The following is a 12,969-nucleotide window of genomic DNA, read 5'->3' as shown; positions in this document are numbered from 1 at the left end:
GGGCCGTGGAACGAGGTCATCGCGACAGGGGCCAGCAGTCCACCGGCGTCCCGACCCCGACGGTCGTCAACCCGGGTTCGACGACGGCGATGGCATCGGCCGCGGCCAAGGAGGGCACGTGGGTGATGTCGCCGGTCCCGACCGGTTCCATCGCCAGGTGCCCATCGGTCCGCACGAGCCGCACCGGACGGAACGTCGTCAGCTCGGGATCGGGGCCGAAGGGCACCGTCGTCGGAACGTGCAGGACGTCACCTGCGGCGGCGCCGGCCATGGCGCGCAGCATGGGTAGGGCGAAGGCATGGAAGGAGGCCAGCGCGGCCCCGGGGCCCGTCGGCAGGACGAGCAACGGCGTCTCATCCGGTCCGACCAGACCGAACCCGTGCAGGGACCCGGGAGCCATGGCCACCTGGCAGAAGTCGGTGGCGCCGAGTTCGGGCAGCAGGACGGACACGGGGTCGCGGTCCCCGGGAACCATGCGGTCGCTCGTCGCCAGGACGAGGTCGGCCCGGATGAGCTGGTCGGTGACGGTGTCCCGCAGGGCGTCGAGATCCTGGCCGTCGGCCTCGACCCGCCACACGTGTGCTCCCGAGACGTGGGCGGCCGCCGCCACGGTCCGCGCGGTGGTGTCGAGGGTGGGCACGCCCTCCCCGGGCTGTCCCCCGCCGGTCCCGATGACGACGACCCGGGGGCGCGGTCGCGCCAGCACCTTGTCGACGCCGGCGTTGGCCAGCAGCGCGACCGATCCCGCGTGGATCGTCGTGCCCTTGTGCAGCAACGTCTCGCCCGCGAGGAAATCGGTACCGGCCAGTCGGCAGCCCGACCACTGGGTGAGCGGCTGGGTGAAGACGAGCTCACCGTCGGCGTCCATGTGGCTCGCCGAGGCGACGGCGTCGGTGCCCCGCGGAAGCCGGGCCCCGGCCATGACGAGCACCGCCGTCCCCTCGGTGACCGGGCTGGGCGGACGCCGGTCGACCTGCACGCGCACCTCGTCGGGTCGTCCGGCGAACCGCGTCGATGACGACGCCAGGGCATAGCCGTCGATCGCGGCGGTCGTCTCGTGCGGGACGTCCTCGGGTGCCGGAACGTTCTCGCACAGGGCCAACCCGTGGGCGTCGGTGATGCTCAGACCAAAGGGGCTGAGCGGCTTGACGAGGGAGACGAGGTAGTCACGCTGGGCGGCGATGGGTCTGCGTCCGAAGGCGTCCTCCCCGGGCGTCCCGGGCAGACGAGTCACCTCGTCGACCGGGGCCTCGTCATCCGTCTCGACCTTCTTCCTGCGGAACAGCGCCATGGCGCCAGACTAGGACCGACGCCCGTTCCTTGGGACGACGACGCGGCGGAGCACCTACGGTTGGTCCATGGACGAGGACGTGGCCCAGCTCAAGCGCGAGTGGAGACGCCGGGGCCGGCAGGCTCGGGCGGACCGCCGAGCCCGGCGGCACCGTCTCGACGCCGACCGCACCCGGGCAGCCCTGGCATCCCTGGCCGGCGTCGAGACGGTGTGCACGTACCTGTCGTGCGGGGACGAACCGGGAACCCTCGACCTGGCGCGGGAGCTGCACCAGCGAGGGGCCCGGGTGCTCGTGCCGGTGCTCACCGACGGACACGGTCACGGGCTCGGACGACCCGCCTGGGGCTGGTACGACCCGGACGCCCTGCGCCTGGGCCTGTGGGGCATCCCGGAGCCGAACGGCACGCTGCTCGAGGTCGGGGCCATCGGCGAGGCGCAGGTCGTCCTGTGCTCGGCCCTGTGGGTCGATCGTCAGGGCTACCGGGTCGGCGTCGGTGGTGGCTGGTACGACCGCGCGCTCGGATCGCGACGACCGGGGGCGTCGGTGTGGGCGGTCGTCGACGACGAGGACGTCGTCGACCGGGTGCCGCGAGAACCCTGGGACGTGCCGGTCGACGCCGTCCTCACGCCGTCAGGGTTGCGCACTCCGGTCGCTGCCCCCTCGGCGTACGGGATGGACGGTGATTTCAGTTGACTCGATCGCCCGCCTATCATGGGCCAGTGGTCCGGCCCGGCTTCCGGGGCCGCCCCGGAACGAGGAGAACATGCCCACCTACCAGTACCGATGCACCGATTGCGGCAGGGACCTGGAGATCTTCCAGCGGTTCAGCGACGACGCTCTGACCGTCTGCCCGACCTGTCACGGCTCACTGCGCAAGGTGTTCAGTGCGGTCGGCGTCGTCTTCAAGGGATCTGGCTTCTACTCGACCGACAACCACACGAGCGGTGCCGCCAAGGCCGCCGTGGCCAGTTCGGACTCCTCCGACGGCTCGTCGACGACCTCCTCCTCGCCCTCGACCTCCTCGACGGCGAGCCAGAGTTCCTCCGCGTCATCCCCAGCCAAGGCCGCCGCGAACTGATTTCGTCTTCAATCTGTGGACAACTGTCCCGATCGAGGCTGACGCCCCGATAACTGGGGCATGAGAGGTTCGTCCACCCGCCCCCACCAGACCCGACCCAGATCCCGATCCGCCCGAGGCCACAGCGCTGGGCGCAGCCTGCACGTCTTGGTCGCCCGACATCGCCGGCTGCTCGCCGCCCTCCTGGCGGCCGCTGCGGTCTTCCTGGCGACGACGGCCATGCATCGCGCCCCGGCAGGCACCGTTCCGGTCGTCGTGGCCTCCACGCGCATTCCCGGGGGCAGTGCCGTCACCTCCTCCCAGGTGCGTGTCGTCGACATGCCGCTCGACCTGGCCCCCGACGGTGCCCGCAGTCGTCCCGAGGAGGTCGTCGGCCGGACTGTCGTCGCCGACCTGCCGAAGGGTGCCGCCGTCACCGACGCCTCCTTCCTCACCGCTGCGGCCGGGTCCAAGGGCCAGGCCCTGGTCGGCGTCCACCTGTCCGATCCGGCACTGCTGTCGATGCTGAGAGTCGGCCAGAAGGTGTCAGTCGTCAGCGGCGAGTCCGGAGCAGCCAAGGTCATCGCCGCCGACGCCGTCATCCGGGCGCTCCCGCACCCCTCCGGCGGGGGCCTGCTCGGTGACAACGGAACCGGGCTGGTCGTCGTCGCCACCGACGAACGGTCAGCGGCCGAGATCGCCGTCCAGTCCTCGAACAGCACGATCGGTCTGGTCGTGCGATGAGACGAATGATGCCCATGCCACTGTGCAAGGAAATTCATGCAGAACGAAACACCCGGCCATGAATGCAAGATTTTTCATGGCGGTGTCCTAGACTCGTTGCCCGGTGCCCCACCGCCCGCTCATCGGGCGACACCCAGCGGAAAGGAACTCCCGTGAAGGGATTCAAGGACTTCCTCCTGCGCGGCAACCTCATCGAACTGGCCGTCGCGTTCATCATCGGTGGCGCCTTCGCCACCGTCGTCAAGTCATTCACCGCCATCGTCATGGACCTGCTCGGCAAGCTCGGTGGCACGCCGAACTTCTCCTCGTGGGTCCCCGGAGGCGTCCACGTCGGCGTCTTCCTCACCGACCTCATCGCCTTCGTCGTGCTCGCCTTCGTCGTGTACTTCGGCGTCGTCAAGCCCTACGAGATGGCCATCGCTCATCGCAAGGCCGCCAAGGGCATCCAGGAGGACGCCCCGGAGCCGACCACCGAGGAGCTCCTCACCGAGATCCGCGACCTGCTCGCCTCGAAGAACTGAGCCCGGCCTCCGACGTACCGTCGGCGCCGTGCAGAACCCCCGGTCACCCGACCGGGGGTTCTGCACGTTCTGGGTGCCCATGGGCCCGTCGGCCCGAACCCGGACGGGCATCGCCGTCTCAGCGGACGACGTGGTGCGGGGGCACCTCGGCGAGCAGACGCGCCTCCTCCGGACCGATGGTCGCGGCCCCGCGGTGGATCGCCGGATGGAGACCGTCCAGACCGGTGAGCCGACGCACCTGGGCCAGCAGTGCCCCGTACCGGGCGAACTCGAGCCCTGAGGCCAGATCGTCGGGAAGCCGTTGCGGCCACGGAGCGCGGGAGTCCTGCGCGGCGTCACGCCTGGCCCTCAGGCGCTCACCCGTCCAGCCCTGCTCGGACAACCAGGCGACGACGTCGGATCCCTCCCAGCTCGCCGTCTCCGGGGGTCGGAGCCGTTGCCCGGCAAGGACGGCACCGATGGCCGTCCACGCCTGAGCCGCCGAGTGGGTCACCGGGACGACGGGACGACGTCGCCGCTGAGGACGGCTCCGTCCGGGATCGACGCCGCCTGCTCGGCCTCGACCCTCGCGTCGCCGCGGACGACGACCCCACTGCCGAAGGTGACGTCGCCGACGACGGTGAGCGAGGTGGCCTCTCGCAGGGACGGCGGCTCGGGAACACGCCGCTCGAAGTCGCCGACCTTTTTGTAGAACTCCTTGTCGAGGTCGACGGCGCAGGTCGTGTCGGTCGTCTTGACCAGGTGGTCGGACTCGTCGAGACGGTAGACGTCAGAACGGAGCAGGAGCAGCTCGTTCGTCGTCTTGACCGGCAGGAATCGGGAGCGATCGACGCAGATGCACGTGGCACCCTCGAAGACCTCGATCGCAGCACCCATCGCCGACTCCACCTGGACGACCGGGGTCGTCGAGGAGTCCCTGGGGTCGACCGTCTTCTCGTTGCGGATGAGGGCCAGACCCATGACCCCGTGGCGTTCGGCGAGCACGTCCCGCAGGGCGCGCAGGTCGAACCACAGGTTGTTGGTGTGGAAGTAGGGGTGACGGTTCTCGTCGGTGAAGTAGTCCATCTCCTCGGGGGCGGTCTGGGCGGTGTCACGCAGGATGAGGCGGCCGTCGGACCTGCGGACGGCCAGGTGGCCACCCTTGCGATCATTGATGGTGCGCCGGCACAGCTCGGCGGCGTACGGGGCCCCCGAGGACGCGAACCATCCGGCGATGCGCGCGTTCGGGGTGGCGCCGAGGTTGTCCCCGTTGGACACCGAGGCGTACCGGTAGCCCTTGTCGAGCAGGGCATCGAGGACGCCGGAGCCGAGCAGCGCCGTGTAGAGGTCTCCGTGGCCCGGCGGGCACCACTCGAGCCGCGGATCGGCCGGGAACTCGACGGGGGTGAGGTCGTCGGCACGCAACTTCGGCTCACGGTTCTGCAGGAAGTCCAGGGGCAGCCCGTCGACGGCGATGTCCGGGTACTGCGCCAAGTGTGCGAGGGTGTCGTCGCGGGTGTTGAAGGAGTCCATGAGCAGCAGCGGCAGTCGGGCGCCGTACTGGCGTCGGGCCGCGCGGATCTGGCCGACGAGGATGTCGAGGAAGGTCTTGCCGTCGCGCACCGGGAGGAGGGACTTGGCCCGGTCCAGACCCATCGAGGTGCCCAGGCCCCCGTTGAGCTTGATGATGACGGTGTGGTCGAGGGCCTCGGCCGCGGCGGCGTCGTCCACGGTGATGTCGTCGAGCATGGGCGGGTCGGTCAGCGGGCTGATGGAGTCCTCGGGGATGATCCCGGTCCTCCCCTGCTCGAGCTGCGCGTAGTAGGCGGCGAAGACGTCGATCGCCACCGGGTCGACGCCGGCCTCGGTCATCTTCGCGCGGGCGGCGTCCAGTCCTGACTGGCTCATGGTGTTCCTTCCGGTCGCTGCCACAATCCTATGGGGTGCCGACATCCGCGAACGCAGGTCGTGGAGGGCACGTGCACATCGGCTTTCATGACACTGCCGGTAGCTACCGTGAAGGTGGTTGTTCGCTCCCGGAGGAGGACGTGGCATGCACCGCCGCGATCTGTTCACGCTGCCCGTCCTGGCGATGCCGGCGTTCGGACTGTCAGGATGCTCGTCGGCGGAGCTGACGATGCCCGAGGCCCAGACAGCCGGCAGGGCACGTCCCCTGCCCTGGCCGCTCATGACCTTGACCGCCACGCTGCACCGGTCGACGACGGCCCGCCCCGGCAACACGATCTGGTCGCCGTGGTCGCTGGGATGGGCTCTCGCGCTCGTCGCCCTGGGCGCGGACGGGAGGACGCGCTCCGAATTCGCGCGCGTCCTCGGCGTGTCCCCGGAGCAGGCGCGGGACGCCTTGGAGTGGGGCCTCGCCCGCATCCCGCGCACGTCCGACAAGGTCGGGCTCGAGGCGGCCGGACGTGTCGTCGTGAGGGATGATCTGTCGGTACAGCGCTCGTTCCGCAGTGACCTCGAGGCCCTGTCGTCCCCGGTCGGCACCTTCGCCCGGGGGCACCAGGACGACCTGGTCGGCGAGCTCAACGACTGGGTCTCCGAGGCGACGAAGGGAGCCATCGGCAAGCTCTTCGCCGACGGCGCCTTCAACGAGCAGACGACTCTGGTTTTCGTCAATGCGCTGCACCTCAGGACACGGTGGGGACACATCGCCCATGAGCAGACCGTGACGTTCCACGGGCGCTCGGGCGACCGTCAGGTGTCCGGCCTGGCGATGTCGCTGGGATCCACGAGTTCCCATGTCGGCAGGTCCACCTGGACGGGAATCTCGATTCCCCTGGCCGACGAGGACTTCCACCTCGTCGTCGGCCTCCCGGACCGGGGCTCGAACCCGGAGACGGTCTCCGTCGTCGAGTTGTGCGCCCTTGCCGGGGACTCCTCGAAGAAGCTCGAGGACGGGATGCAGGTCATCCTTCCGCAGTGGGAGTCACGCTGCCGGCGGTCACCCAAGCAGGCGCTCGTCGACGCCGGCCTGGTCTCCGCCTTCGACCCGACGGCGGCCAGGTTCGGACGGATGTCGACCACCCATGAGCCACTGTTCATCCAGGACATCGCCCACGAGGCGTGGATCAAGGTGACCGAGGGCGGTATCGAGGCCGCAGCGGCGACGGAGATTCACGTCGGCGATGCAGCCGCACCGCTCCCCGGTGACGAACTCGTCATCGATCGGCCCTTCCTCTACGCCATCGTCCACGCGGCGACGGCGACCCCGCTCTTCGTCGGGCGGATCGACGAATTGAGCTGAGTTGGTCGGGTCCGACGGCGCACACTAGGCTGTGGGGGTCCGGCAATGGCCGGGTGGGCCCCGTAGCTCAGGGGATAGAGCAGTGGTTTCCTAAACCATGTGTCGAAGGTTCGAATCCTTTCGGGGCCGCCCTTGATGTACGCCCTGACAAGGGTTGATGGATCGACCGTCGTGGACCGGTGGATGATCTGTGGCGGCGCGGCACCACAATGGACCCCATGAGCCGTATCGACCGCGGAGCCGCGCCACCCTGACGTCGGCAGCGCTCTTCGGAGCGGGGGCGCCCGTCGCCAAGTTCCTCCTCGGTTCGACGAGCCCCTGGGTGCTCGCCGGGTTGCTCTACACGACGTCCGGCCTGGCCCTGGCCCTCCACCGCCGACTTCGGCGGGTTGACGCCGTCCATCTGGCCCGACGCGATGTGCCGTACCTCGTCGGGGCGGTCCTGTTCGGCGGGGCGATGGGGCCGCTCCTGCTCATGGTCGGGCTGCGGGCGATGCCCGCCTCGGGGGCATCCCTCCTGCTCAACGCCGAAGGTGTCTTCACCGCGCTCATCGCGTGGTTCGTCTTCAAGGAGGCGACGAGTCGACGGATCGTCGCGGGTTTCGTCTCCATCGCCGCCGGTGCGATCGTCCTCAGTTGTCCGGGGCAACCATCCTTCGCCGGCGTCCTGCCGTCGCTGGCGATCCTCGGTGCCTGCCTGTGCTGGGGCGTCGACAACAACCTCACCGGCCGTATCGCCCTCACCGACGCCACCTGGCTGGCCATGGTCAAGGGGCTCGTCGCCGGCCCGGTCAATCTCGCGCTCGGCCTGGTCCTCGGCGCGGAGCTCCCCCATCCCGTGATTCTCCTGGCCGGGGCCGCGGTGGGCGTCCTGGCCTACGGCGTCAGCCTCGTCCTCTTCATCCTGGGAATGCGTCGCCTGGGCACAGCCCGCGCCGGCGCCTACTACTCGACGGCGCCCTTCTTCGGCGCGATCCTGGCGGTCGTCCTCGGAGACCGGATCTCCCCGGCTCTCGTCGTGGCGGGCGTGCTCATGGCCTTCGGCATCTGGCTCCACCTCACCGAGCGACATGTCCACGAGCACGTCCATGAGCCGATGACCCACACCCACGAGCACAGTCACGACGACGGGCACCACAACCACACCCACAACCCGCCGGTACCGCCGGGGGTGCGTCACACCCATGAGCACACCCACGAGCATCTGGTGCACACCCATGCCCACTACCCGGACGCGCACCACCAGCACGGGCACACGTGACCGGTCAGGCGTACCGCCTCGACATCTCGACCTCGATCTGCTCGAGCGATCGGCCCCGCGTCTCGGGCATGACCTTGAACAGCACGGCGGCGATGACGATGTTGAGCACCCCGTACAGGGCGTAGGTCGTCGCTCCCCCGAGGTCGGCCATCATCGTCGGGAAGGTCCACGTGATGACGGCATTGGCAACCCACATGCAGAACACCGCCGTGCCGTTCATGACCCCACGCACACGCGCCGGGAACATCTCGCCGAGCATCGTCCAGACCACCGTCCCGTTCGTCGACTGGACGACGAGCATGAACACTGCCATGAGCGCCAGGACGAGCAGGGCGGCCCACCGTGGCGCAGAGGTTCCGGACCCCAGGTGCGAAGCGATGACGAAATGGAAGGTCGCCGAGATGGCCAGCAGACACGCTGCGACGGCCAATACGTCGAAGATGAGCAGGCCACGCCGGCTGAATCGTGTGATGAGCACAAGGCCCGCCGCCGCCCCGATGACCGACATCACCCCGTTCCCGACCTGGGCGATGATCGACGTCGACGTGCTCATGCCGGCGTACTCGAGCACCTTGGGCGCGTAGTACATCACCGTGTTGACTCCGGTGGTCTGGTTGACTACCGCCAGGAAAACTCCGACGATCATGAGCCGGCGCAACCACGGCGTTGATCGGACGACGGACACCTGCTCACGATGACCGAGCGCGGCCTCGTCCGCCCGGTGGGAGTCGACGATCTCGCGCATCTCGTCCTCGACGGAGTCGGTCTCTGAGCGCACCCGCTTGAGGGCACCGACCGCCTCGCGCAACCTCCCGTGAGCCACGTACCAGCGCGCCGACTCCGGCATCGCCCGCATCCCGACCCACAACCCGACGGCCGGGATCGAACAGAGCACGAGCATCCACCGCCACGCGGATCCGGTTCCACTCGTGACGACGAGCTGGTCGAGGAAGGCCCGGAAGGCCGGGTCGCCGATCCGCGACCCTCCTCCGGACGCAGCGGCACGCAGGGCATCGAGGGTGTACCGGCCGGCAGTGACGTGGCCCGAGGGATCTGCCGAGACGACGAGCTGGGGCCCACCGTGAGCTGCGCTGATGGCCGCATTCATGCCGAAGGCCAGGAGCTGACCCGACACGATCATGAACTGGTCGAGGGCGACGACGCGGCCACGAGTCTGTCGCGGCGAGGTCTCCGACAGATACACCGGCACCGTTGCCGAACCCGCCCCGACGGCCATGCCGAGAATGACCCGGAAGGGGTACATGACCCACACCGACGGCGACAAGGCCGTCCCCACCGCACCGACGAAGAAGAGCAGCGCCAGCATGAGGAGGTTGTGGCGGCGCCCCCACCGGTCCGAGGCCCACCCGCCCAGCAGTGCGCCGAGCGCCGCGCCCGCAGTGAGCGTGCCACCGATGGCACCTTCGTGACCGGCCGTGAGAAGGAGCCCGCCGGCCGCCCGAGGCAGGTACATGAAAGGTAACGCACCGGAGATGACGCCGGTGTCGTAGCCGAACAGCAACGAACCCAGAGTGGCCACACCAGCAACCGCGACGATCCGGCGTCGCGGGCCGGACGGCGGCGTCCCCGCGACGAGATCTTCGAGCTCGGTGACCGATGGGTCTGGCGCGCCATCACGGGTCATGTCCATCCTTCCGACGCAGCGATGCGTGTCCGGCCGGAAACGATGCCGGCCGGCGGTGAGAGTATCACCACCGGCCGGAGGACCCCGAGGTCAGGGCATCAGCACCGAATCACGCCTGCTGCGCCGCGGCCTGCTTCTTGAGCTCCTCGACGTCGAGGGCCTTGACCTGACCGATGAGATCATCGAGCTGACGGCCCTGGAGCAGTCCGGCCTGACGGAAGACGAGGTAGCCACCGCGGAAGGCCATGAGGGTCGGGATCGAGGTGATCTCGAGTCCGGCCGACAGCTCCTGCTGGTCCTCGGTGTCGACCTTGGCGAAGACGACCCCGTCGTGACGCTCGCTGGCCTCCTCGTAGATCGGCGAGAAACGCTGGCACGGGCCGCACCAGCTCGCCCAGAAGTCGATGAGGACGACGTCGTTCGAGTCGATCGTCGAGGAGAAGGTGTCCTTGGTGAGCGCGACGGTTGCCATGCTGTCCTCCGAAGATGTTGAGGTTCCCGGTCACGGGCGTACGTCCACTGAACACCCGACGGCGTCACACTATTCCGGGCACAGGGTCAGGTTCCGCGCGCCCGGGGACGGGGATCAGGCCCCGGGCGACTTCACCGCGACGATCCGACGCATCGGCACCGGCAGGGTCACCGGTTGCCCCGACGCCGCCCGTCGCGCCAGCCATGCGACGGCGGACCGGCGACCTCGCGGCGTCGATCCGGGCAGGTACAGCGCCCCGATCACCCTCGAGGCGGCCTCCTCGTCGACGACGGTGTACCCGTAGCAGGACCGCGCGTCCTCGACCATCCGCAGTCCGGCGTCGGCCAGCAGCGCCCTCATGCGCATCTCGAGGGCCCCGGGGAAGGAGGGCACGGACCCCACCCGCCGAGCCACCTCGAGCGCCGGCCCGACCATGGCCCGACGCACCGGACGAACCGTCGGCGCCATGGCGGCGAACACCCCACCCGGGCGCAACACCCGTGCGGCCTCGGCCGCCAGGGCCCGCGGGTCGCGCGTCGTCACCATGCCCATCGAGGTGACGACGGCGTCGACCTGCCCGTCGCCCATCGGCAGGGCGGTCGGCGTCCCCCGTACGACGCGCACCCCCTCGCCGGCCCGGGATCGAGCCAGGGCCAGTTCCGCGTCCAGCGCCTCGACGCCGACGACCTGCCGGCCGGGCATCGCCAGTCGCCTCGTCAGGGCACCGGCCCCGCAGCACACGTCGACGACGACCCGGGCCGACCTCGACACGGATCTGGCCAGCCAGTCGTAGGGGTCGCGGCTGCCCGCCCGACAGTCCTCGAGCACCGCCTGGATCACCCCGGGTCGCTCCTCGTGGAACCTCGCCAGGTAGTCCGGCCAACTCTCGTCGGGGTCGGCCAGACCCAGCCGCCGGGCGACCTCGACCACTCCTGCGCGCTCCGGGATCCTCACCGTCCGAGCTCCTCGATCGTGGCGTCGGCCAGGTCGTGCAGGAGCGTCCCGGAACGGATCTGCTGGCGCCCGATGACCGAGACCAGGCGTGACAGACCCGGCAGGGCCTCCTTGGGGGCCCGCACGTCCCGGCCGGGTGATGCGGGGTCGAGCAGCGGGTTCGAACCGTCGGGCCACTGCTCGTTGAGCTTGTCCCAGGTGTCGATCCACGCCCCCGAGATCTCGGCGGGCGAGGGCACCCCGAAGAAATGGCCGACCGGCGCGTGGTGACGCAGGGCCACCAGCGGTGACTCCTGGTAGATCCGCGCCAGGCGCACCCGTGCGTCGAGGTCGCGACGCTCCTGGCGACTGCCCTGGAGCACCCACGCGCACGGATGTGGGCAGGTGATGCCGACGTCGGGCCGCTCCCCCGCCTCGATCGTCTCGTGGTTCATGGCGCACACCCCGAGTGCCTCGCCCAGGCGCGAGTGGAACTTGTCGAGGTACGAGGTGTAGCCGGTCTCGTCCCCCTGGGCGGCGTGCAGGGCCCGTCGGGCGGTGGCGTTCATCGCCGAGGTGTGGGCGCACCCGATGCCGTCGCCGCCCCACTTGCCACCGACCTTGCCGGGCAGGGTGAGGGGGTCGCCGCCGTCCCCGAGGCGCGGCTGCCACGCCAGCTGGCCGAGGTACTCGCCGATGATGTGGGCGGTGACGACGACGTGCTGTGGTTCCTCACGCACCATGCGCAGGTCGAGCACCTCGAGCATGAGTTCGAAGAGCGGCACCAGGTCGCCCAGGGCGCCACGGCGCATGGCCCGCGGTTCGTGCGGGAATCCGGCGTCGACGAGACGATGCCGGAACCGCTCGGGCACGAGGGTGGCGATCTCCTGGAAGTCCTCGGCGTCGAGGACGAGCACTCGTCGGGCCACCGAGGCCAGCGCGGCCGCCCGACCCACGGCGGGGTCCTCGTCGCCCAGGGCACGGCGCTCACGCAACATCGAGTCGGCGGCGTCGACCCACCCGTGTCGACACATCAGCGAGATCGACTCGTTCGGCATCGGTTCGACGGACGGACGGCGCCCACTCATGACGTCTCCCCGACAGCGGCGACGAAGAGCCCGGAGGCGGCGTCCATGGGGAACTCCGCCTCACCGGTATCGGTCGTGACGACGACGAGGTCGTCCTCCAGATGGGCCTCGATGCGGCTGCCGGGGAGCATTCCCACCCGCTCGGCGGTCTCGAGGTTGGGCTCGGTGGCCTGGAAGTACTCGCTCATCCGCACCAGGACGAACGAACCACCCGTCGGCTCGGCGTCGAGCATCTCGTCGAGCGGCCGGGAGTCGGCCCGGAAGAAGTCGGCCGCATCGGGCGGACAGCCGTGGTCGCACCGCGGAATGGCCGTTCCGTAGGGGGAGACCCGTGGATCGCCGAGGATCCGGGCGATCCGTTGCTCGACCTCCGGCGAGATGACGTGCTCCCACCGACATGCCTCATCGTGGACGAGGGGACGCGCCAGCCCGATGACCTGGGTGAGGAGGCACTCGGCGAGCCGATGACGCCTCATGACCCCTTGGGCGACGTCGTGCCCCTCCTGGGTGAGTTCGATGGACCGATCCGGTCGCACGACGAGCAGTCCGTCACGTTCCATCCGTGAGACGGTCTGGGAGACCGTCGGACCGGACTGGTGCAGGCGCTCGACGATCCGGGCACGTTTGAGGTCGATCCCCTCCTCGAGCAACTCGTAGAGGGTCCGCAGATACATCTCCGTGGTGTCGATGAGCTCACTCACCGCGTCCTCCG

Annotated in this window: 14 protein-coding genes and 1 tRNA gene; 7 read left to right on the top strand and 8 right to left on the bottom strand. The window is 69.7% G+C overall.

What is annotated here, in order from left to right; translation table 11 throughout:
• Positions 1–16: 16 nt before the first annotated feature.
• A complete protein-coding gene (locus E0E30_RS01800) occupies positions 17–1,291 on the bottom strand; it encodes a MoeA family protein (RefSeq protein WP_130864840.1) in 1,275 nt (424 codons plus the stop codon).
• A 67-nt stretch (positions 1,292–1,358) separates the two neighbouring features.
• On the opposite strand from E0E30_RS01800, the gene E0E30_RS01795 reads away from it, so the two are divergent.
• The 4 genes from E0E30_RS01795 to mscL all read left to right on the top strand — a co-directional run bounded on the left by E0E30_RS01795 (position 1,359) and on the right by mscL (position 3,614).
• Entirely contained in the window at positions 1,359–1,985 is a 627-nt protein-coding gene (locus E0E30_RS01795) for a 5-formyltetrahydrofolate cyclo-ligase (RefSeq protein ID WP_130864839.1), read from the top strand.
• Between the two features lie 70 nt (positions 1,986–2,055).
• A complete protein-coding gene (locus E0E30_RS01790) occupies positions 2,056–2,370 on the top strand; it encodes an FmdB family zinc ribbon protein (protein ID WP_130864838.1) in 315 nt (104 codons plus the stop codon).
• A 147-nt stretch (positions 2,371–2,517) separates the two neighbouring features.
• The gene (locus tag E0E30_RS01785) at positions 2,518–3,093 is read left to right on the top strand and encodes an SAF domain-containing protein (protein ID WP_167853852.1); all 576 of its coding nucleotides are present in this window, start codon (positions 2,518–2,520) and stop codon (positions 3,091–3,093) included.
• A gap of 152 nt (positions 3,094–3,245) precedes the next feature.
• Positions 3,246–3,614 (top strand): large conductance mechanosensitive channel protein MscL, encoded by a 369-nt coding sequence (mscL, locus tag E0E30_RS01780; protein WP_130864836.1) that lies wholly within the window; start codon positions 3,246–3,248, stop codon positions 3,612–3,614.
• Positions 3,615–3,732: 118 nt separating this feature from the next.
• Here the strand turns inward: mscL and E0E30_RS01775 are convergent, their stop codons facing one another.
• Positions 3,733–4,074, bottom strand: a complete 342-nt coding sequence (locus E0E30_RS01775) for a hypothetical protein (RefSeq protein WP_130866673.1) — start codon at positions 4,072–4,074, stop codon at positions 3,733–3,735.
• A 29-nt stretch (positions 4,075–4,103) separates the two neighbouring features.
• Positions 4,104–5,501: a UTP--glucose-1-phosphate uridylyltransferase gene (locus E0E30_RS01770; RefSeq protein ID WP_130864835.1), complete on the bottom strand. Its 1,398-nt coding sequence runs from the start codon at positions 5,499–5,501 to the stop codon at positions 4,104–4,106.
• Between the two features lie 145 nt (positions 5,502–5,646).
• On the opposite strand from E0E30_RS01770, the gene E0E30_RS01765 reads away from it, so the two are divergent.
• The 3 genes from E0E30_RS01765 to E0E30_RS01755 all read left to right on the top strand — a co-directional run bounded on the left by E0E30_RS01765 (position 5,647) and on the right by E0E30_RS01755 (position 8,119).
• On the top strand, positions 5,647–6,858 hold the full coding sequence (locus E0E30_RS01765; protein ID WP_130864834.1) for a serpin family protein: 1,212 nt from the start codon (positions 5,647–5,649) through the stop codon (positions 6,856–6,858).
• Positions 6,859–6,914: 56 nt separating this feature from the next.
• Positions 6,915–6,987: transfer RNA gene (locus E0E30_RS01760), tRNA-Arg, on the top strand.
• Positions 6,988–7,048: 61 nt separating this feature from the next.
• Complete coding sequence (locus tag E0E30_RS01755) at positions 7,049–8,119, top strand: DMT family transporter (RefSeq protein WP_130864833.1); 1,071 nt, start codon at positions 7,049–7,051, stop codon at positions 8,117–8,119.
• A gap of 4 nt (positions 8,120–8,123) precedes the next feature.
• Here E0E30_RS01755 and E0E30_RS01750 read toward each other — a convergent pair whose 3' ends face one another.
• The 5 genes from E0E30_RS01750 to E0E30_RS13545 all read right to left on the bottom strand — a co-directional run bounded on the left by E0E30_RS01750 (position 8,124) and on the right by E0E30_RS13545 (position 12,931).
• Positions 8,124–9,764: an MFS transporter gene (locus E0E30_RS01750; RefSeq protein WP_130864832.1), complete on the bottom strand. Its 1,641-nt coding sequence runs from the start codon at positions 9,762–9,764 to the stop codon at positions 8,124–8,126.
• Positions 9,765–9,873: 109 nt separating this feature from the next.
• On the bottom strand, positions 9,874–10,236 hold the full coding sequence (gene trxA, locus E0E30_RS01745) for a thioredoxin (RefSeq protein WP_130864831.1): 363 nt from the start codon (positions 10,234–10,236) through the stop codon (positions 9,874–9,876).
• Between the two features lie 114 nt (positions 10,237–10,350).
• The gene (locus tag E0E30_RS01740) at positions 10,351–11,190 is read right to left on the bottom strand and encodes a class I SAM-dependent methyltransferase (RefSeq protein ID WP_167853851.1); all 840 of its coding nucleotides are present in this window, start codon (positions 11,188–11,190) and stop codon (positions 10,351–10,353) included.
• Positions 11,187–12,257 carry a hypothetical protein gene (locus tag E0E30_RS01735; protein ID WP_130864829.1) on the bottom strand — a complete coding sequence of 357 codons (1,071 nt, stop codon included), beginning with the start codon at positions 12,255–12,257 and terminating at the stop codon, positions 11,187–11,189. Before E0E30_RS01735 ends, E0E30_RS01740 begins: the two co-directional genes overlap by 4 nt.
• Positions 12,254–12,931, bottom strand: coding sequence for a metal-dependent transcriptional regulator (locus E0E30_RS13545; protein WP_130866672.1), 678 nt, complete (start codon positions 12,929–12,931; stop codon positions 12,254–12,256). Before E0E30_RS13545 ends, E0E30_RS01735 begins: the two co-directional genes overlap by 4 nt.
• Between the last annotated feature and the right edge of the window lie 38 nt (positions 12,932–12,969).

The sequence above is a fragment of the Acidipropionibacterium timonense genome (assembly GCF_900605005.1).
Taxonomy (GTDB): Bacteria; Actinomycetota; Actinomycetes; order Propionibacteriales; family Propionibacteriaceae; genus Cutibacterium; species Cutibacterium timonense.
This window is presented reverse-complemented; position numbering and strand designations above follow the sequence as displayed.